The following is a 17,494-nucleotide window of genomic DNA, read 5'->3' as shown; positions in this document are numbered from 1 at the left end:
CTCGCCGCACATCGCAGGAGGGGGAACACATCCATGTCCGCACCACAGTCCGCACCACTGTCCCGTCGGGACCTGCTCAAGGCCGGCGTGCTCGGGAGCGCAGCGCTCGCGTTCCCGTTGGAGCGCTCGGTGAACGCCGGCTCGGTCCTCGACGCGAGGATGCCCGCGAGCAAGCTGCCCGTGCCGTTCACCGTCCCGTTCGCCACGCCACCCGTGCTCGCGCCCTACCGCAGCTACGGGACGACCGACCACTACCGCGTCGAGATGAAGCCCTTGATGGCGGACGTGCTCCCCGGGTTCAAGACGCCCTTGTGGGGCTACAACGGGCTGGTCCCGGGCCCGACCATCTCGGTCGAGCAGGGGCGACAGGCCGTGGTCCGCCACGTCAACAACCTCCCGGCGCGGCACCCGGTGCTCAAGTACGCGCCGTGGACGTCCGTCCACCTGCACGGGTCGGCCTCCAAGCCGCAGTACGACGGCTACGCCAGCGACGTCACCAACCCCGGTCAGTACAAGGACTACCAGTACCCGAACTTCCAGGCCGCACGGACGCTCTGGTACCACGACCACGGCGTCCACCACACCGCCGAGAACGTGCTCATGGGGCTCGCCGCGCAGTACCACCTGCACGATCCCCTCGAGCGCTCGCTGCCCATCCCGCACGGGGAGTTCGACGTGCCACTCATCGTCAGCGACGCGATGTTCCGGAACGACGGCTCCCTGCTGTGGAACAACAACGACGAGTCGGGGATGTACGGCGACGTCATCCTCGTCAACGGGCGCCCGTGGCCGGTCATGAAGGTCAAGCGCCGCAAGTACCGTTTCCGGCTGCTGAACGCCTCGATCTCCCGGTCCTACGCCTGGTCCCTGGACTCGGGCGAGCCGTTCACCGTCATCGCCACGGATGGCGGCTTCATGCCGTCACCGCAAGTGGTCAAGTCGTTCCGGCACGGGATGGCTGAGCGGTACGAGGTCGTCATCGACTTCAGCAAGTACCCCGTCGGCCGACGGGTGGTGCTCAAGAACACCAGCCCGAAGAACAACATCAACTACACCAACACCGACAAGGTGATGGCCTTCACCGTCGTCGGGGACGACTTCGACCCGACCGGCAACTCCGTGCCCGACCAGCTCAACCCCACCAACCCGGTCATGGCCCTGCAGGTCTCGGACGCCGTGGCCACCCGCCGCATCGACCTCGTCCGGTCGAACAGCAAGTTCACCATCAACGGCCACACGTGGGACGACGTGGTCGCCAGCGGCCACTCCCTCGTCGAGGCCAGCCCGCACGACGGCGACGTCGAGCTGTGGGAGATCCGCAACCTGTCGGGCGGCTGGTTCCACCCCACGCACATCCACCTCATCGACTTCAAGGTCGTCGACCGCAACGGCAAGCCGCCGATGCCGCACGAGCTCGGCCCCAAGGACGTGGTCTACGTGGGCGAGAACGAGACGGTCCGGGTGCTCGCCCGGTTCGAGGGGCGGGGCAAGTACATGATCCACTGTCACAACCTCGTGCACGAGGACCACGACATGATGAGCCAGTTCGAGGTGCTCGGCCCCGAGGCCGGTGACGATCCGCTCGGCGACCCGTGCCAGTCGCTGCCGGAGCCGCCCGACGACGACCCGGTGGCCGGCTGATGTCGGCCGAGACCTACGTCGGCGACGTCCGCACCGACAGCGCCGACACCCGGCTCGCCACGGGGACCACCGCCGCGTGGACTGCAGCGGCCGCCGCGGCGGTGGCGGCTGCCGTCCACCTCGGCGTCGCCCCCGAGCACCTCCGCGACTCCGTGCTGCACGGCGGGTTCTTCGTGCTGCTGGCGCTCGGCCAGGCGGGGTTGGCATGGGGCCTCCTGCACGCCCCGACCGTGCGGCTCGCGCACCTCGGCCTGGTCGGCACCGTGGGGGTCGTCCTGCTCTACGTCGCCAGTCGCACGATCGGGCTCCCGGCGTTCGCGGGCAGCGCCTCCGGGCACGCCGGCCACGGCAGTGCCGCCCTGGTGCACCAACCCATCCCTGGGACCATCGGGCCCGGCATGCCGGTGATGCCGGGGCTCGAGGGCCGGGTGGGGGTCGAGGCCGTGGGAGCCCTGGACTTGCTCGCCCTCGGCGCCGAGCTGGCACTCGTCGTGGCCCTGCTCGCCGTGCTCCCCGCACGCCAGCGCGCCGTCGCGACCAACCTCGTCCTCGGGGTCGGGGTGAGCCTGTGGGCGGCCGCCCTGCTCCTTCGCGCCTGATGACGCGGGTCCCGCCTGCCGCGGTCCTGGGCGCGGACCCGGACGCCTCCCGGACACCGTCCGGGCGCCCTGGTCGATGGGCCACGACCACGCTGGTCGTCCTCCTCGCCCTGGTCGTCGTCCTGACGTGCGTGGCCCGCCCGGTCCGGGTGCAGGCCCACAGCATGGAACCGACCTACCGCCCCGGCGACCACCTCCTGCTGCGGACGTGGCGCTCCGGCGCCGAGCTGCCCCGACGCGGGACCGTCGTCGTCGTCCGTGCGCCCGACGGTGAGGACCTCGTCAAGCGGGTCGCGGCGACCGCAGGCGACGAGGTGGGCATCGCCGACGGCCGGCTGGTCGTCGACGGCGCGCTCGTCGACGAACCCTGGCTCGACCAGCCCTCCGTGGACGGCACCTGGTTCGGACCGGTCACGGTCCCCCCTGGACAGCTCTTCGTCCTCGGCGACAACCGGGCCGACTCGGTGGACTCCCGCCGACTCGGACCGTTGCCGTTGTCCGCCCTCGAAGGCGTCGTGGTCGCGCGGCTCTGGCCACCGGACCCCAAGGTTTTCCGAAGGGCTCGTTCCTAGCGTCACCATTTGTCCGCCGATCTGCGGACATAGCCTCATGAGGGAGACAACCATGACTCAGCGGAGACTTCTGCGCGGCCTGGTGGCCGTGGCCCTGGCGGTCCCACTCGCCGCGACCCTGGCTTCGGCCGACACCATCTCGACCCGGGTGCCCCTGGACCACCTCACCCAGGTGGGACCGGTCAGCAGCGAGAACGGCTTCCCGGTCTGGTATCGGGACAGCAGCACGCCGAGCGTCCGGCTCGACGCGTGCCTGGACGCCCAGGACCCGCTGTGCGGGTTCCTTCCCGGGGACCTCCCCGACGACACCCAGCCGATCAGCTTCCCGGACAACTTCCCGGAGGAGTTCTTCTACCAGCGCGCCAACGCCACGACCACCATGCCCAACGGTGGCAAGGTGATCGCCGACCTCGCCCTGGAGGGCGCGTTCGGCGGCGGCCCCGTCCTCGACGGCGACCAGATGGTCTTCAGCCGGGTCCGCATCAAGATCACGAACGTGCCGGCCGGCACGACATACACCGTCATCCACCCGTATGGCGTCGAGCGCGTCACCGCGAGCGACAAGAACCTCGTCTTCGTCACCGACGACGTGGGGCTCACGCCGGGCGACTTCACCGGCGCCCTCAAGGGTCGCCACTCGCCCTTCCTGCGGTGGACCGCCGGCGCCCCGGCCGGGTACCTCGGCGACCCCGCCATCGAGCACGCGATCACCGGGAGTCCGTACCGCGACGCGGCGGGCCAGCCGCAGAACTACCTGTCCGTGGTCGACAGCCGCGGGGTCGAGGTCGCCCGCACGTCCCTGTTCACCGTCTCGGGCAAGCTGGCGACGAACTCCGGCGTGACCATCGACTCGGCGACCTACGAACCCGACTCCCCCGGCTCCGACGCCGGGATCCTGTCGGTCTTCGCCAGCTCCGAGCCGGGCCAGTCCCTCCAGGTCGCCACCGACCCGGCGGCGGGAATCGTCAACACCACCCTCACCGCGGACGACGGCCGCTACTTCGGCCGCATCCACTACGCCCACAAGCCCGCGACGGTGAAGGTGCTCAACGCCGGTGACGTCCCGGTGTCGTCCAAGACGGCGGTGCTCAAGGACGTCGTCACGGTCACCGACGCCAGCTTCGACGGCACCAAGCTGTCCGTGTCTGCGAGGTCGTCCGACCCGGACGCCGTCCTCACCGTCCCCGGCTTCGGGGTGCTTTCGGGGGGCACGACCACGTTCCCGGACGTCACCGCCGTGCCCCCGACGATCACCGTCACGTCCGACCGTGGCGGCTCGTCGACCGAGTCCACGGTGCCCGACGGCGGGGTGCTCGAGCCCACGCCGGTCATCGCCTCGGCAGGAGCCGACCAGCGGGTCCAGCAGGGCGCCGCGGTGACGCTCGACGCCGGTGCGACGAGCGGGGAGATCGCGAGCTACGCCTGGAGCCAGACACCGGCCGACGGCGAGCCCGTCGTGCAGCTGACCGGCGCCGCCACCGCCCGTGCCTCGTTCACCGCCCCCACGACGGAGACGGTGCTGCACTTCACGGTCACGACGACCGGTGTGTCGGGCCAGGTCGACACCTCGACGTCGACGGTGACGGTGCTGCCCGTGCCGCTCGACCCGCCGACGGCCAGCGCCGGACCCAACCAGTCCGTGGCCCGCGGCACGAAGGTGACCCTCTCGGGCTCAGCCACCGGCGCCAGCACCTACCGCTGGACCCAGACGGCCGGTGACCCGGTCGGCCCGCTCGCCGACGTCCTGTCCCCGAGCTTCACCTACCCGACGTTCAGCGCGGCCCGCGGCAGCACCAACACGCCGCTGGCCTTCACCCTCACGGTCACGGGACCGACCGGTACGGCGACGTCCAGCGTCCAGGTCACGCCGGTGCTCGACACCACCTCGGTGACGACCCGCTTCCGCACCCGCGGCCAGTGGATCATCACCGGCACCGCCTCGCCGTTCGCGGCAGGGCAGACCATCACCATCCACGCCGGGCCGACCCTCGCCAGCCCGGTCCTCGGGACGGCGGTCGTCAGCACCGCCGACGGGACGTGGTCGTTCAAGCGGGACGTCCCCGCGCAGAACACGGCACCCACTCCCACGGTCTCGGTGGAGTCGACGCTGGGCTTCACCCGACTCGCGATACCGGTCTCCGTCACCAGCTGACCGATCGTGCGGCCCGCCCGCGGGGAGCAGTCACAGGCTCCCCGCAGGCGGGCGCTGCACCTCCGCACGGCTCGCAAGCCCGACGCTCGGTCACCCCTTCCATGCGCCTCGGGCAGGATGGGTGACGTGTTCCTCGAATCAGACCGCAAGCGCAGGACCGTCAAGATCACCGTGTGGGTGGCCGTGCTGGGGCTGCTCCTCGGGGTGCTCTCCTCGATCATCACCGCCGTCGCCGCGGACGCCCACGCGGCGCTGAAGTCGGTCACCCCGGCCGACGGCGCCCAGGTGGCCACGGCCCCGAGCCAGGTCGTCCTGGAGTTCAACGAGCCGATCAGCACCAGCTTCGCCACCGTGACGGTCACCGGCCCGTCGGGCACCGCGAGCAGCGGCCGCCCCAGGGTGGACGGCACGACCGTCACCCAGGCGCTCACGGACGGACTCCCGGCCGGGAAGTACACGGTGGCGTTCCGCGTCGTCAGCGAGGACGGCCACCCCGTCTCGGACACCACGAGGTTCACCGTCAAGGGCGCGTCCGCCACCTCGTCGACCAGCACCTCGCCCGAACCGACCATGACCCCCGGCGGCGACACCCCGACGTCCACGACCAGCTCCACCAGCACCGACGAAAGCCCCACCACCGCAACGCCTTCCGCAGAGGGTGACGGCCGGACGGTGCGCATCGGACTCGCGGTCGGGGTCGGCGCGCTGGCCGTCGCGGCAGGTACCGCGCTGGTCGCCGCAGCGCGTCGACGCGGGTCGTCCTGATGCGCCGCGGAGCCGATTTCACGTCCCCGGCATCGTCCTGCTAATGTCTCTCCTCGCGCGCCATTAGCTCAATTGGCAGAGCAGCTGACTCTTAATCAGCGGGTTCGGGGTTCGAGTCCCTGATGGCGCACCACCCAGTCGGAAGAGCCGGTCACCACCACGTGGCCGGCTCTTCTGCATCTCCGGGACCGAAGCGCTGGTCCCGGCGACGCCCGAGGGGGAGGTGCCGCGGTCGCTCGTCACCCGCGACCTCGTCATCCCCCCAACGGCACGGCGTCCAGGGCGTTCGCCAACGAGCGCAGCCCGTCCCTGATGCGCGTCTTCGCGGTCCCCTGCGGGATCGCCAGGTGCGCCGCGACCTCGGTGTACGTCAGCCCGTGGAAGTAGGCCAGCTGGATGGCGGTGCGCTGCTTCACCGTCAGCGCCGACAAGGCGCCTCGGACCCGCGCCGCCTCGAAGGAGGAGTGCACCGCCTCCGCCGTGGTGTCCGACGGCGACGGCGTCACCTTCCGCGTCCACAGGTCGTCACGGGTGCGACTCGCACTGACGCTGCGCACCTGGTCCACGGCCCGTCGGTGCGCGATGGTGAGGATCCACCCGGCGGCGCTGCCGCGGGACGGGTCGAACCTGTCGGCCTGGGCCCACACGGATGCGAACACGTCCTGGGTGACCTCTTCCGCCAGCGCGTGCTGGACCACGACGCGCAGCACCAACCCGAAGACCCGCGCCGCCGTCGCCGAGTACACCTCCTCGAACGCAGCCTCGTCCCCGGAGGCACACCGACCCAGCAGGGCGGCCAACGTCACGGTCTCGTCAGGCTACTCGAGCCAGCCATCGATGGGCCGCGCGACACCGGCGGCCGTCACAGGTCGCGCACCGTCATGCGCATCATGAGGTCGTGCAGGCCCTCGCGCAGGTCGGCCAGCTCCCCGCCGCACAGGCCCGTCTGCTCGACGACGTTCAGCTGTGCCCGCGACGCCCCGGACTCCAGGGCAGCCCCCTTCGCCGTGAGCCGGACCTTGAGGGCCCGGGCGTCGGCCGAGTCGTGGTCGCGCAGCACGAGCTGGGCCTCCTCGAGACGACCGAGGATGGGGCTGATGGCGGCTGACGACAGCTGCAGCCGGTCGGCGATCTCACGGACGGGCCGGCCGTCGGACTCCCACAGCACGAGCATCACCAGGTACTGCGGGTACGTGAGCCCGATCGCCTCGAGCAGGGGCCGGTACGCCCGGGTCACCAGGTTCGTCGCGGCATACAGGGCGAAGCAGAGCTGGTCGTTCAGTCGCAGATTGCTGGACGTCGTCATCGGCACTCCTTCGTCGGCCACGAGCAACATAGATCACGCGTGAACCATTCGCGCGCCCAGCAGCCCTCCCCGGCGAGGCTCTGACCGAACAGGTGACACCGGGCGCGAGGCCACCACGGCCGCGACCAGTGGGTGACGGACCTCGGCCGTGGCGGAAGGGCCCGCCCGAGCGTGGGATGGTAGGAGTCCACCAAGGAGACGAACACGTGCCGGACCTGCCCCAGACCACGCTCTGCGAGAGCTGCAACGAACCCATCGGCGCGGAACGGCTGGAGGCACTCCCCAACGCCACCACCTGCTTCGCCTGTGCGAACCTCCGGCGCCCGCCGTCGCGGGGCCGCTCGCACTGACCCTGCCGCCGACCGGCTGGCGGCGACCACCTGGCGGCGACCAGCTGCCGCCGACCAGCTGGCACCGGTCGGGTGAGGGGACGACGAACAACGGGTGGTTCGTCCCGTCACGCGAGACACACCCCGAACACCGTGGACGGGTTCCACCGACCCGTGCTCCACTGGTGGCATGTCTTCGACCACCGCAGTGATGCGCACGCACATGGGCTCCATGTGCTGCAGCGTCATGCGGTGTTGCTGCTGCGCCTGACCCCGGCCCGCACCAGCCCCGACGCCCTCTTCGCGGCGTCGCCCGAACCCACCGGAGACGTTCCATGGCCGCCAGCCACACGGCATACCGCCGCATCCACCTCGACCTGCTCCTGATCCAGGGATCGGTCTGTCGTCGCACGAACACGGCCCGAATGTGTTGCCACCGCACGCATCTCGCCGCGATCCCCGCGACCTCCCAGACCATGACGACCCACCCGCAGGAGAAGGACCATGACCGCCATCACCACCGCCGGGACCCCCGGCATCAACCGCTTCACCCGTAGCCAGCTGCTCCGCACCGCCGCCCTGTTCGCCACCGACCCGGACCTCGAGCGGCTGGTCGACCTCGACGCGCCCGAGCGCACCTGGAAGCGCCTCGACGCCACCGACCACCTCGAGATCTGGCTGATCGGCTGGCCCGTCGGGACGTCCACCGGGTGGCACGACCACCTCGACTCGGAGGGCGCGTTCCTGACCGTCAAGGGGACCCTGGCCGAGCACTCCTGGTCGCAGCGCACCGCCCACGAACGGCTGCTGACCGAGGGCGAGGGCCGCTCGTTCGGCAGCCACCACGTCCACGACGTCCACAACCTCGGCGACACGCCAGCCCTGTCGGTGCACGTGTACTCCCCCGCCCTGCGGGGGATGACCCGCTACGCGCTGCTCGACGGCACCCTGCACGCCACCGGCGTCGAGAAGGCCGGTGAGCAGTGGTGACGATCACGACCGAGGCTCCCCGCACGTCCGACGTCCACTGGGAGACCCGCCTGTTCAGCGACCCCACGGCCACGTCCCGCGCCCGCGGCTGGGAGGCGCCGGCCTACGCAGGGATCGACGACCAGCTCACCGACGCGCGCAGCAGGCTGCGCCGCATCAGCGTCCGAGCAGCCTTCCAGGAGGTCCTGCACGGCAGGGCCCTCCTCGTCGACATCCGGCCTGCCGCGCAGCGGGCCGCCGAGGGCGAGGTCGCTGCACACCTCGGGCCGCTGGTCGTCGAACGCAACGTCCTCGAGTGGCGCTTCGACCCCCGTCACGAGGCGCGGCTGCCGCAGGCCGGATGGGAGACCCGGGTGCTCGTGCTGTGCCAGGAGGGGTTCACCTCGTCGCTGGCGGCGGACGCGCTGCTGCGGCTCGGGGTGCACCGCTCCACCGACGTGGTCGGCGGGTTCAGGGCCTGGCGCGAAGCCGGCCTGCCCGTCGAGCCTCAGAGGTAGAGGCCGGTCTGGCCGTCCTCGCTGACGCGGGCCGCGGCCACGGCGTGCAGGTCCTTCTCACGGAGCAGCACGTAGTCCTTGGAGTGCAGCTCGACCTCGGCCCGGTCCTCGGGGTCGAACAGCACCCGATCGCCCACCTCGACCTGGCGGACGTTCTGGCCGGTGGCGACGACGGTCGCCCAGGCCAGCCGCCTGCCCACGGACGCCGTGGCGGGGATGACGATGCCGCCGCCGGACCGCCGTTCGCCGCCCTCCCCCTCCAGGGAGACCAGCACGCGGTCGTGCAGCATGCGGATGGGCAACCTGTCGGCCGCCGCACGGGAGGAGGCGGACAGGCCGCCGGATGGGCTGGGTTCAGCCACGACGACGGCGGGCGGCCCCGAGGCCGATGAGCGCGACGGCCGCCGCCGCGAGCGCAGCCACCCGCTCGGTGCGCAGCTCGCCGGTGGGCGTCCGCGTGGCCTCGGTGAACTTCTCCCTGGCGGACGCCACCTGGCGGCGGGCGATCTCCTGCGGGGCGGTACGGGTGTGGAGCTCGTCGACGGTGCCGGCGAGGCGGTCGCGGGCCGCGGCGATCTCGGCCTCGATCTGCTCCACGGACTTGCTGGCGTGGTGGTCGCTCATGGCGATGGCTCCTCGGGTGGTGATCGGGTCGGGCACGGTGATCGGGTCAGGCGGGCGCCCGGGAGATGCGCAGCGGCATGGCGCTCAGTCGAGCCCGAGGTCGCGCCGCAGCTTGGCCACGTGGCCGGTGGCCTTGACGTTGTAGAAGGCGTGCGAGACGACGCCCTCCTCGTCGACGACGACCGTGCTCCGGATGACGCCCTCGACGGTCTTGCCGTAGAGCTTCTTCTCGCCGAACGCGGCGTACGCGTCCATGACGGCGCGGTCCTCGTCGGACAGGAGGGTGATGGACAGGCCGTCCTTCTCGCGGAACTTCGCGAGCTTGGCCGGGCTGTCGGGTGAGATGCCGAGCACCTCGTAGCCCTCGCCGCGGAGGGTGTTGATGTTGTCGCTGAAGTCACAGGCCTGCGTCGTGCAGCCGGGCGTCATCGCGGCCGGGTAGAAGTAGACGATGACCTTGCGTCCGCGCAGGCCGGACAGCGAGACCTCACCGCCCTGGTCGTCGGGCAGGGTGAAGTCGGGGGCGGCGTCGCCGGGGCTCAGTCGTTCGCTCACGGTCGCGGTGCTCCTCACGGGGTCGGTGGTGCGAGGTCGGCTTCGGGTGGAAGCGACCCGGACCGATCCGGTAATTGCGAACTGTTTGCAATAGAGTGATGATCGGTCTGCGGCAAACCTATCCCAGCAGCGGCCGCAGCACCCCCGGCAGGCAGGAGCACCCGTGCACGTCCCCGATGGTTTCCTCGACGCACCGACCTCGGTCGGGACCGCGGTCGTGGCGGTGGCCGCCGTGGGCGTCGCCCTGCGCGGCGCGCGGCGGGAGCTCGACGACCGCACCGCCCCCCTCGCCGGCCTCGTGGCCCTGTTCGTCTTCGCCACCCAGATGATCAACTTCCCCATCGCCGCAGGCACCTCCGGGCACCTGCTGGGAGGGGCCCTGGCAGCGGTGCTGGTGGGTCCCTTCACCGCCACCCTCGCGATTACGGTCGTCCTCATCGTCCAGGCGATCCTCATGGCCGACGGCGGCATCACGGCCCTCGGCACCAACATCACGCTCATGGGCATCGTCGGCGTCTGGGTCGGCTGGGGCGTCTTCAAGCTCGTCCAGGCCGTGCTGCCCAAGCGCACCGCGATGGTGGTGCCGGCCGCGGCCCTCGGCGCCCTCGTCTCCGTCCCCAGCGCTGCCCTGGGCTTCTCCGTCCTCTTCGCCCTCGGCGGCAACGCCGACGTGCCCTTCTCCACGGTCGCCACCGCGATGGTCGGCGTGCACGTCGTCATCGGCATCGGGGAGGCCCTCATCACGGCCCTGGCCGTCGCGAGCATCGTCCTCACGCGCCCCGACCTGGTCCACGGCGCGAAACCCCTTCTCGCGCAACGCGAGCTGACCATCCGGACGGCGGTGTCGGCATGACGTCGCCCCGCTCGTCCCACCACCGCCTCTCCACCCGCACGCTCGTCGTGGTCGGCGTCCTGGTCTCTCTGTTCCTGGCCGGTGTGGTCTCCTACTACGCCTCCAGCCACCCCGACGGACTCATGTTCGTCGCGGGCGAGAAGGGATTCCTGGCCAGCGAGAAGGGGCACGCAACCAGCGGCTCGCCGTTCGCGGGGTACGCCACCCACGGGATCGGTGACGCGCGCCTCTCGGGCGGCATCGCCGGTGTCGTCGGGGTCGCCGTCGTGGGCGCCCTCGCCTTCGGACTGTTCACGGTGCTCCGTCGCCGCGGGCACGACCAGCACGGCGACTGAGGTGGGCGCCGGCCACGGTCACCACCTGCACTTCCACGGGCACTCCCGGGTCCACCACCTCCCCGCGCACGTCAAGCTCGTCACGCTGCTCACCTTCGTCGTGGCGGTGGTCCTCACCCCGCGCACCGCCTACTGGGCGTATGGCGTCCACCTCCTGCTCGTGCTGGTCGCCCAGCGCTCGAGCAGGGTGCCCTTCGGCTACTTCGCCAAGCGGATGGTGGTCGAGACGCCGTTCGTGGTGTTCGCCCTGCTCGTGCCGTTCGTGGCCACCGGCCCGACCGTCTCGGTCGGGCCGCTCGACCTGTCGCGACCGGGGCTGGAGTCCGCGTGGGCCCTGCTCGCGAAGGGCACCCTCGGGGTGATGGCGTCCCTCGTCGTCGCCACCACGACCGAGCCCCGCCACGTCGTCGCGGGGCTGGAGAAGCTGCGGCTGCCCAGCCTGCTCGTCCAGATCATGGGTTTCATGGTCCGCTACCTCGAGGTCGTCACCGGCGAGCTCGCCCGGATGCGGATCGCTCGCGAGTCGCGCGGTTTCCAGGCCAGGTCCGTCCGGGCCTGGCCCGCCCTGGCCTCGACCGCAGGCGCGTTGTTCATCCGGTCCTACGAGAGAGGCGAACGCGTGCACCTGGCCATGCTGGCGCGCGGCTACCAGGGGCAGCTCCCCGTGACGCACCCCCTGACGGCGACACCGGCGCAGTGGCGGGTCGCGGGCGCCATACCGGGCATCGCGGTCCTCACCCTCCTCGCGGCGGTGGCGCTGTGAGCACACCGGTTCTCGACGTCAAGGGACTGGCGTTCGCCTACCCTGACGGGCACCAGGCGTTGTTCGGTGTGGACCTCCACGTCCACCGCGGGGAGCGGGTCGCGCTCCTCGGCCCCAACGGCGCGGGCAAGACCACCCTGGTCCTGCACCTGAACGGGATCCTCACTGCCGGAGCAGGATCGGTCGCCGTGTCGGGGCTCCCGGTCACGCGTGACAACCTCATGGAGATCCGCAGGCGCGTCGGTGTGGTGTTCCAGGACCCCGACGACCAGCTCTTCATGCCGACGGTGCGGGCCGACGTGGAGTTCGGCCCGGCGAACCTCGGCCTGCGCGGGCAGGCGTTGGAGCGTCGGGTGCTCGACGCCCTCGACCGCGTCGGCATGGTCGACTTCATCGACCGGCCACCGCACCACCTGTCGTTCGGCCAGCGCAGACGCGTCGCCGTCGCCACCGTCCTCGCGATGGAGCCCGAGGTGCTCGTCCTCGACGAGCCGTCCTCCAACCTTGACCCGGCCTCCCGCCGCGAGCTCGCCGACATCATCCGGTCCCTCGACGTGACGGTGCTGATGGTCACGCACGACCTCCCGTACGCGTACGAGCTCTGCCCGCGGTCCGTCGTCCTCTCGGACGGCGTCATCGTCGCCGACGACGCGACCCGCGAGGTGCTCACCGACGACGCGCTGATGGCCGCGCACCGGCTCGAGCTGCCGTTCGGGTTCGCCCCCCGGACGATCCCCGCCCCCTAGGCCCTTCCGTCCGACCAGGTGGCGTCGTCGGTCCCCCACCGGTGCGCGGGGTGCGTGAACTCGATCGGTCCGTCACCGAGCCGGAACGCCGGTCTCGGCTGCAGGACGGTCCCGTCCGGTGTCGAGGTCTCGACGGTCCACGGCGACGGGTCCGCGATACCGGCCGCGGGTCCGTCGAGCGCGTCGGTCTGCAGGAGCCAGTGCGCCGTCCGCGCCAGGTGCGCGGACACGCGCCACGTGCCGCCCACCTCGGCACGGCTCCTCAGGGCGGCGAGGACTCCCGCGGCCAGCAGGTACCCCGTCGCGTGGTCCAGCGCCTGGGCCGGAAGGGCACCGGGGGTCTCGCCGTCCACCGACTCGATGAGCGCGACACCGGTGGCCGCCTGCACGATGCTGTCGAATCCTCGGCGCCGGCCCCACGGTCCGTCCGGCGTCCACGCCGACAGGGAGGCGACGACGAGGGCCGGGTGGGAGCGCGCCAGCTCGTCGGGGTGCAGCCCGAACACCTCCAGGGCACCCGGCCGGTAGCCCGTGACGAGCACGTCCGCGCCGTCGAGCAGCTCGTGGAACCGTTGACGGGCACGGGTGTCGTGCAGGTCCACGAGCGTCGACCGCTTCCCTGCCCCCGTCTCGAGGTGCTGGGCCTCGATCTCCGGCAGGTGCGGGCTGTCGACGCGCAGCACGTCGCACCCCAGGAACCCCAGGGTGCGCGTGGCGACCGGACCCGCGATGACACGCGTCAGGTCGAGGACGCGGGGACGGTCCGGCACCGGTATGGCGCCGGCCTCGCCCGTGCGGACGACGGCGAGGACGTCGTGCCTCGCCACCGCGACGGACTGCTCGGACGCCATCCACGCGGTGAGGGGACGCACCCGCACCGCGATCCCGTGGTCGGCCGTGACGGTGTCCTCGACCTCCTGCGCGGACCGTTCCGCGATCGCCGCGGCTGCCTCGTCCCGACCGGCCGACTCGGGGAGGGCGAGCGCCCGGAGCAGACGCGCCCGGTGGTGCGGGTAGTTGGCGTGGGTCCGCACCCACCCGTCACGGGCCCGGAAGAACCCGGACAGGGGCGCGAAACCGCTCACCACGGACCCGTCGGGGGCGTGTAGCTGGTCGCCCCGGAACGCCACCGACACCTGGAGGGGGTCGACGGACACCCGATCACCTGGCCCCTCACCACGCAGGGCCAGCCCCGCGATCCCGGCCGCAGCGACCGAGCCACAGGCCAGGGTGTTGACCGGGAGGGCCGACGGCAACGCGTTGCCGGCTCGGAGGTCGAGGTGCTCGGCGGCATACCCCTCATCGAGTCCGAGGACGGGAAGGACCTGCCGCAGCAACGGATTCACATCCTCGAGCGTAGGCCGCCTGTCCACACCGCGCGCCACCTCACGCACGACCACTGGACACGGTCACGCGTCGGGATGCGTGGCGCCCTTCCAGGCGGCGTACTCCGCGCGGAGGCAGGTGCCGCAGGGGCGGTAGCCGGCCGCGACGGCAGCGGCGGCGTCGGCGAAGAAGACCCGGTGGGCGACGTATCCCCCACGACTGATCGCCCGCAGCGCGGACGGGCAGTCGAGCCGGCCGTAGATCCGGGCGCGGCGGTTGCCACCGAGCGTCCCCGGGACGTCGCACTCGTGCGGCTGGCCGTCGGGACCGGTCAGCCACCAGGTCATGCGTCGTACCCCTCGGGAAGCAGCTCCCCCACTGCCGCACGGGCCTCGAACCGGTTGGCGGCGGGGGCGAGGGGACAGACCCAGCGGTAGTCGTAGACACAGGACGGGTTGTAGGCGAAGTTGAGGTCGACCACCCAGCGGTCCTCGCCGTCGCGGCCCAGGTCGGTGCCCTTGACGGTGTCGAGGAGGTACCGGCCGGCGCCATACGTCTCCTGCCCCGCCGAGCCGTCGCGCACCGGGAGGAACAGCCCACCGCCGTAGGAGTCCAGCCACCACAGGTCGAGGGTGCCCAACCCGTCCAGCGCCACCCGGCCGGCGCCGCGGAACGGCACCACCCCGTCGGTCGCGGACCGGAACTCCCACGGCTCCTGCTCCGCCGGCTCCACCGGCACGACGAACCGGAACGCCGGGTCGTAGGGCGCGTGGCGCAGGCTCTGCCCCTCGCGCCGGGGTGACGCGGGGTGCTCGAGGAACAGCCGCGACCTCGTCCCGACCCAGAGCGCGTGGGCCGTCGCCGGGTCGGGTTCTGCACGGATCGCGAGGTAGAGGGCGTGCACCTCGCGTCGCCAGGACGCCGTGTCGAGCGCGTTCTTGCTGGGCAGGTCCTGCGCGTCCTCGATGTCGTCCACCCACCGATCCTAGGGACCGCCGCCAGGCTTGGCATTGGGTGCCCAGACGGGCGGAACTCCGACCGTCTGGGCACCCAATGCGCGGGTGGGGGGCACGCGCCCGGTGGGATCCTCCGCGGGCTACCTCGTGGTGCGCAAGGCGGGACTTGAACCCGCACGCCCGAAGGCACCAGCTCCTAAGGCTGGCGCGTCTGCCGATTCCGCCACTTGCGCGCGCCGGAAGTCTACGTCGTCAGCCGAGCAGGTCACGCAGGTGCGGGACCATGGCACGGAAGGCCTTGCCACGGTGGGAGATCGCGTTCTTCTCCTCGGGCGAGAGCTCTGCCGCGTGCCGGGTGTCGCCCTCGACGACGAGCACGGGGTCGTACCCGAAACCGTTGTCCCCCTTGGGCTCCCGCGCCAACGAGCCGGCCATCCGGCCCTCGGTCGAGCGCAGCGTCCCGTCCGGCAGGGCCAGCACCGCAGCACACACGAACGCCGCAGCACGGTGCTCGTCCTTGACGTCGGACACCTGGGCCAGCAGCAGCTCGAGGTTGGCGACGTCGTCGCCGTGGCGGCCGGCCCAGCGCGCGGAGAAGATGCCGGGGGCCCCGCCGAGGACCTCCACGGCCAGGCCGGAGTCGTCGGCGAGCGACGGCAGCCCGGTGAAGTCGGCGAGCGCCTGCGCCTTGAGTCGTGCGTTCCCCTCGAACGTCACCTCGTCCTCGACGACGTCGGGGGCCCCGGGGAAGTCGCCGGCACCGACGATCTCGAGGCCGAGCTCGTCGACGACGTCGGCGAGGATGGCGCGGAGCTCGACGACCTTGTGGTCGTTGCGGGTGGCGAGGACGACGCGGGTCACTGCTGACGCTCCCGCGGGGTGGCGGCGAGCGCCTCCTGCTGCTTGACGGTCAGGTCGGCACAGCCCTGGGTGGCCTTGTCCAGCAACGCGTTGAGCATGTCGCGGTCGAACGGCTCGGCCTCCGCGGTGCCCTGCACCTCGATGAACCGTCCGTCGCCGGTCATGACGACGTTCATGTCGGTCTCGGCGGTCGAGTCCTCGGGGTAGTCGAGGTCGATGACGGCCTGGCCCTTGACGATGCCGACCGAGACGGCGGCGAGCGAACCGGTGAGCGGCTGCGCGTTCTTGGCGATGAGGCCCTTGGCCCGCGCGTCCTCGATGGCGTCGACGAGCGCGACGTACGCACCGGTGATCGCGGCCGTGCGGGTCCCACCGTCGGCCTGCAGCACGTCGCAGTCCAGGACGATGGTGTTCTCACCCAAGGCCTTGGTGTCGATGACGGCGCGCAGGCTGCGACCGATGAGGCGGCTGATCTCGTGGGTGCGGCCACCCACCTTGCCCTTGCGGGACTCGCGGTCCGAGCGGGTGTTGGTCGAGCGCGGCAGCATCTCGTACTCCGCGGTGACCCAGCCGCTGCCCTTGCCCTTGAGCCAGCGCGGGACGCCCTCGGTGAACGACGCGGCGCACAGGACGCGGGTGCGGCCGAACTCGACGAGCACGCTGCCCTCGGCGTGGTCCAGCCAGTTGCGGGTGATGCGCACCTCGCGGGTCTGGTCGGGGGTGCGGCCGTCGTGGCGGGCCTGCGGGGTCGAGGCGGTGGAGTCAGTCACGCCCGCAAGGCTAACCGTCGTCGGTGGGCCGTCCTAGGGTGGACCCATGGCTGCAACGTTCCCCCTCGGTGCACACGTCGACTCGGCGGACCCGGTGTCCGCCGCCCAGGAGCGCGGAGCCGGGCTCTCGCAGTTCTTCCTCGGCAACCCGCAGAGCTACAAGGGGCCGGAGTTCGAGTACGCCGGTGGCGCCGAGGCCCTCAGGGCCGCCGCCGAGGCGGCAGGGGTCGACCTCTACGTCCACGCGCCATACCTGATCAACGTCGCCACGACGAACAACCGGATCCGCATCCCGAGCCGCAAGCTGCTCCAGCAGTTCATCGACGCCGGCGCCTCGATCGGCGCCAAGGGACTCATCGTCCACGGCGGCCACGTCGACAAGGCGGAGGAGGTCGAGAAGGGGTTCGACAACTGGCGCAAGGCCATCGAGGCGACCGACCTCAAGATCCCGCTCCTGCTGGAGAACACTGCCGGTGGTGACAACGCCATGGCCCGCACCCTGGAGCGCATCGCCCGGACGTGGGACGCCATCGGGCAGGCCGAGGGGTCCGACAACGTCGGGTTCTGCCTCGACACCTGCCACGCCCACGCCGGAGGCATCCCGCTCGCCACCGCGGTCGACCAGGTCCGGTCGATCACCGGTCGGATCGACCTCGTCCACTGCAACGACAGCCGTGACGAGTTCGACTCCGGTGCCGACCGCCACACCAACCTCGGCGAAGGTCTCATCGACCCCGACGAGCTGGCCGCGGCCGTGAAGGCCGCTGCCGCACCCGTCGTCATCGAGACGCGTGGCGGCCTCGACGGCCAGCGGGCCGACCTCGACTGGCTGCGCGCCCGCCTCTAGCCGGCAG

At 71.6% G+C, this 17,494-nt stretch carries 23 protein-coding genes and 2 tRNA genes; 14 read left to right on the top strand and 11 right to left on the bottom strand.

Translation table 11 applies throughout. The features are described from left to right. The first annotated feature begins 33 nt into the window (after positions 1–33). From ACYVKF_RS13305 to ACYVKF_RS13280, 6 genes are all read left to right on the top strand, one after another. Positions 34–1,641, top strand: coding sequence for a multicopper oxidase family protein (locus ACYVKF_RS13305; protein WP_460967006.1), 1,608 nt, complete (start codon positions 34–36; stop codon positions 1,639–1,641). Then, positions 1,641–2,240 carry a hypothetical protein gene (locus tag ACYVKF_RS13300; protein WP_460967004.1) on the top strand — a complete coding sequence of 200 codons (600 nt, stop codon included), beginning with the start codon at positions 1,641–1,643 and terminating at the stop codon, positions 2,238–2,240. Before ACYVKF_RS13305 ends, ACYVKF_RS13300 begins: the two co-directional genes overlap by 1 nt. After that, positions 2,240–2,812 carry a signal peptidase I gene (gene lepB, locus ACYVKF_RS13295; RefSeq protein WP_460967003.1) on the top strand — a complete coding sequence of 191 codons (573 nt, stop codon included), beginning with the start codon at positions 2,240–2,242 and terminating at the stop codon, positions 2,810–2,812. Before ACYVKF_RS13300 ends, lepB begins: the two co-directional genes overlap by 1 nt. Before the next feature lie 52 nt (positions 2,813–2,864). Further along, entirely contained in the window at positions 2,865–4,964 is a 2,100-nt protein-coding gene (locus tag ACYVKF_RS13290; protein ID WP_460967001.1) for a PKD domain-containing protein, read from the top strand. Positions 4,965–5,090: 126 nt separating this feature from the next. After that, complete coding sequence (locus ACYVKF_RS13285; protein WP_460966999.1) at positions 5,091–5,729, top strand: copper resistance CopC family protein; 639 nt, start codon at positions 5,091–5,093, stop codon at positions 5,727–5,729. 57 nt (positions 5,730–5,786) lie between these two features. After that, positions 5,787–5,862 (top strand) — tRNA-Lys (locus ACYVKF_RS13280). Positions 5,863–5,983: 121 nt separating this feature from the next. Here ACYVKF_RS13280 and ACYVKF_RS13275 read toward each other — a convergent pair. Next, positions 5,984–6,535 (bottom strand): sigma-70 family RNA polymerase sigma factor, encoded by a 552-nt coding sequence (locus ACYVKF_RS13275; protein ID WP_460966997.1) that lies wholly within the window; start codon positions 6,533–6,535, stop codon positions 5,984–5,986. 56 nt (positions 6,536–6,591) lie between these two features. Then, positions 6,592–7,035, bottom strand: coding sequence for a MarR family winged helix-turn-helix transcriptional regulator (locus tag ACYVKF_RS13270; RefSeq protein WP_460966995.1), 444 nt, complete (start codon positions 7,033–7,035; stop codon positions 6,592–6,594). 176 nt (positions 7,036–7,211) lie between these two features. On the opposite strand from ACYVKF_RS13270, the gene ACYVKF_RS13265 reads away from it, so the two are divergent. The 3 genes from ACYVKF_RS13265 (at position 7,212) to ACYVKF_RS13255 (ending at position 8,851) form a co-directional block, all read left to right on the top strand. After that, positions 7,212–7,385, top strand: coding sequence for a TraR/DksA family transcriptional regulator (locus ACYVKF_RS13265; protein WP_369796252.1), 174 nt, complete (start codon positions 7,212–7,214; stop codon positions 7,383–7,385). 483 nt (positions 7,386–7,868) lie between these two features. Further along, complete coding sequence (locus ACYVKF_RS13260) at positions 7,869–8,354, top strand: cupin domain-containing protein (protein WP_056917825.1); 486 nt, start codon at positions 7,869–7,871, stop codon at positions 8,352–8,354. Beyond that, the gene (locus tag ACYVKF_RS13255; RefSeq protein WP_460966992.1) at positions 8,351–8,851 is read left to right on the top strand and encodes a rhodanese-like domain-containing protein; all 501 of its coding nucleotides are present in this window, start codon (positions 8,351–8,353) and stop codon (positions 8,849–8,851) included. The genes ACYVKF_RS13260 and ACYVKF_RS13255 overlap by 4 nt, the downstream gene beginning before the upstream one ends. On the opposite strand, the gene ACYVKF_RS13250 is transcribed toward ACYVKF_RS13255, so the two are convergent. From ACYVKF_RS13250 to bcp, 3 genes are all read right to left on the bottom strand, one after another. Next, positions 8,842–9,141, bottom strand: coding sequence for a GroES family chaperonin (locus ACYVKF_RS13250; RefSeq protein ID WP_200947851.1), 300 nt, complete (start codon positions 9,139–9,141; stop codon positions 8,842–8,844). The genes ACYVKF_RS13255 and ACYVKF_RS13250 overlap by 10 nt on opposite strands. A gap of 64 nt (positions 9,142–9,205) precedes the next feature. Then, positions 9,206–9,475 carry a DUF3618 domain-containing protein gene (locus ACYVKF_RS13245; protein WP_056917826.1) on the bottom strand — a complete coding sequence of 90 codons (270 nt, stop codon included), beginning with the start codon at positions 9,473–9,475 and terminating at the stop codon, positions 9,206–9,208. An 84-nt stretch (positions 9,476–9,559) separates the two neighbouring features. Next, a complete protein-coding gene (gene bcp, locus ACYVKF_RS13240; protein WP_460966989.1) occupies positions 9,560–10,030 on the bottom strand; it encodes a thioredoxin-dependent thiol peroxidase in 471 nt (156 codons plus the stop codon). Positions 10,031–10,193: 163 nt separating this feature from the next. On the opposite strand from bcp, the gene ACYVKF_RS13235 reads away from it, so the two are divergent. Genes ACYVKF_RS13235 through ACYVKF_RS13220 form a run of 4 tightly spaced genes read left to right on the top strand, consistent with a single transcriptional unit; the run spans position 10,194 to position 12,727 of the window. After that, positions 10,194–10,883 (top strand): energy-coupling factor ABC transporter permease, encoded by a 690-nt coding sequence (locus tag ACYVKF_RS13235; RefSeq protein WP_460966987.1) that lies wholly within the window; start codon positions 10,194–10,196, stop codon positions 10,881–10,883. Then, complete coding sequence (locus ACYVKF_RS13230; RefSeq protein ID WP_460966985.1) at positions 10,880–11,218, top strand: PDGLE domain-containing protein; 339 nt, start codon at positions 10,880–10,882, stop codon at positions 11,216–11,218. Before ACYVKF_RS13235 ends, ACYVKF_RS13230 begins: the two co-directional genes overlap by 4 nt. Before the next feature lies 1 nt (position 11,219). Then, positions 11,220–11,981 carry a cobalt ECF transporter T component CbiQ gene (cbiQ, locus tag ACYVKF_RS13225; RefSeq protein WP_056917830.1) on the top strand — a complete coding sequence of 254 codons (762 nt, stop codon included), beginning with the start codon at positions 11,220–11,222 and terminating at the stop codon, positions 11,979–11,981. Then, the gene (locus tag ACYVKF_RS13220; RefSeq protein WP_460966982.1) at positions 11,978–12,727 is read left to right on the top strand and encodes an energy-coupling factor ABC transporter ATP-binding protein; all 750 of its coding nucleotides are present in this window, start codon (positions 11,978–11,980) and stop codon (positions 12,725–12,727) included. Before cbiQ ends, ACYVKF_RS13220 begins: the two co-directional genes overlap by 4 nt. Here the strand turns inward: ACYVKF_RS13220 and ACYVKF_RS13215 are convergent. From ACYVKF_RS13215 to rph, 6 genes are all read right to left on the bottom strand, one after another. Further along, the gene (locus ACYVKF_RS13215; RefSeq protein ID WP_460966980.1) at positions 12,724–14,073 is read right to left on the bottom strand and encodes a CoA transferase; all 1,350 of its coding nucleotides are present in this window, start codon (positions 14,071–14,073) and stop codon (positions 12,724–12,726) included. The two genes, ACYVKF_RS13220 and ACYVKF_RS13215, sit on opposite strands and share 4 nt — an antisense overlap. 63 nt (positions 14,074–14,136) lie before the next feature. Continuing rightward, positions 14,137–14,400 (bottom strand): Ada metal-binding domain-containing protein, encoded by a 264-nt coding sequence (locus tag ACYVKF_RS13210; protein ID WP_460966978.1) that lies wholly within the window; start codon positions 14,398–14,400, stop codon positions 14,137–14,139. After that, positions 14,397–15,029: a DUF1684 domain-containing protein gene (locus tag ACYVKF_RS13205; RefSeq protein ID WP_460966976.1), complete on the bottom strand. Its 633-nt coding sequence runs from the start codon at positions 15,027–15,029 to the stop codon at positions 14,397–14,399. The genes ACYVKF_RS13210 and ACYVKF_RS13205 overlap by 4 nt, the downstream gene beginning before the upstream one ends. A gap of 128 nt (positions 15,030–15,157) precedes the next feature. Then, positions 15,158–15,242 (bottom strand) — tRNA-Leu (locus ACYVKF_RS13200). A 19-nt stretch (positions 15,243–15,261) separates the two neighbouring features. Beyond that, positions 15,262–15,870: an RdgB/HAM1 family non-canonical purine NTP pyrophosphatase gene (rdgB, locus tag ACYVKF_RS13195; protein ID WP_056917834.1), complete on the bottom strand. Its 609-nt coding sequence runs from the start codon at positions 15,868–15,870 to the stop codon at positions 15,262–15,264. Continuing rightward, on the bottom strand, positions 15,867–16,640 hold the full coding sequence (gene rph, locus ACYVKF_RS13190; RefSeq protein WP_460966974.1) for a ribonuclease PH: 774 nt from the start codon (positions 16,638–16,640) through the stop codon (positions 15,867–15,869). The genes rdgB and rph overlap by 4 nt, the downstream gene beginning before the upstream one ends. Positions 16,641–16,686: 46 nt before the next feature. Here rph and ACYVKF_RS13185 point away from each other — a divergent pair, with 46 nt between their 5' ends. Beyond that, the gene (locus tag ACYVKF_RS13185; protein ID WP_460966972.1) at positions 16,687–17,487 is read left to right on the top strand and encodes a deoxyribonuclease IV; all 801 of its coding nucleotides are present in this window, start codon (positions 16,687–16,689) and stop codon (positions 17,485–17,487) included. Positions 17,488–17,494: the final 7 nt, after the last annotated feature.

It is taken from the genome of Pedococcus soli, assembly GCF_054782575.1.
Note: the sequence above shows the minus strand (reverse complement) of the source record. Positions and strands in the feature narration are given on the sequence as shown.

Bases quoted from the DNA above. Each gene is read 5' to 3' on its own strand.
- ACYVKF_RS13305 (WP_460967006.1), top strand. From the start codon at position 34: ATGTCCGCACCACAGTCCGCACCACTGTCCCGTCGGGACCTGCTCAAG.
- ACYVKF_RS13300 (WP_460967004.1), top strand. From the start codon at position 1,641: ATGTCGGCCGAGACCTACGTCGGCGACGTCCGCACCGACAGCGCCGAC.
- lepB (WP_460967003.1), top strand. From the start codon at position 2,240: ATGACGCGGGTCCCGCCTGCCGCGGTCCTGGGCGCGGACCCGGACGCC.
- ACYVKF_RS13290 (WP_460967001.1), top strand. From the start codon at position 2,865: ATGACTCAGCGGAGACTTCTGCGCGGCCTGGTGGCCGTGGCCCTGGCG.
- ACYVKF_RS13270 (WP_460966995.1), bottom strand. From the start codon at position 7,035: ATGACGACGTCCAGCAATCTGCGACTGAACGACCAGCTCTGCTTCGCC.
- ACYVKF_RS13265 (WP_369796252.1), top strand. From the start codon at position 7,212: ATGGTAGGAGTCCACCAAGGAGACGAACACGTGCCGGACCTGCCCCAG.
- ACYVKF_RS13260 (WP_056917825.1), top strand. From the start codon at position 7,869: ATGACCGCCATCACCACCGCCGGGACCCCCGGCATCAACCGCTTCACC.
- ACYVKF_RS13250 (WP_200947851.1), bottom strand. From the start codon at position 9,141: ATGCTGCACGACCGCGTGCTGGTCTCCCTGGAGGGGGAGGGCGGCGAA.
- ACYVKF_RS13245 (WP_056917826.1), bottom strand. From the start codon at position 9,475: ATGAGCGACCACCACGCCAGCAAGTCCGTGGAGCAGATCGAGGCCGAG.
- ACYVKF_RS13230 (WP_460966985.1), top strand. From the start codon at position 10,880: ATGACGTCGCCCCGCTCGTCCCACCACCGCCTCTCCACCCGCACGCTC.
- ACYVKF_RS13210 (WP_460966978.1), bottom strand. From the start codon at position 14,400: ATGACCTGGTGGCTGACCGGTCCCGACGGCCAGCCGCACGAGTGCGAC.
- ACYVKF_RS13185 (WP_460966972.1), top strand. From the start codon at position 16,687: ATGGCTGCAACGTTCCCCCTCGGTGCACACGTCGACTCGGCGGACCCG.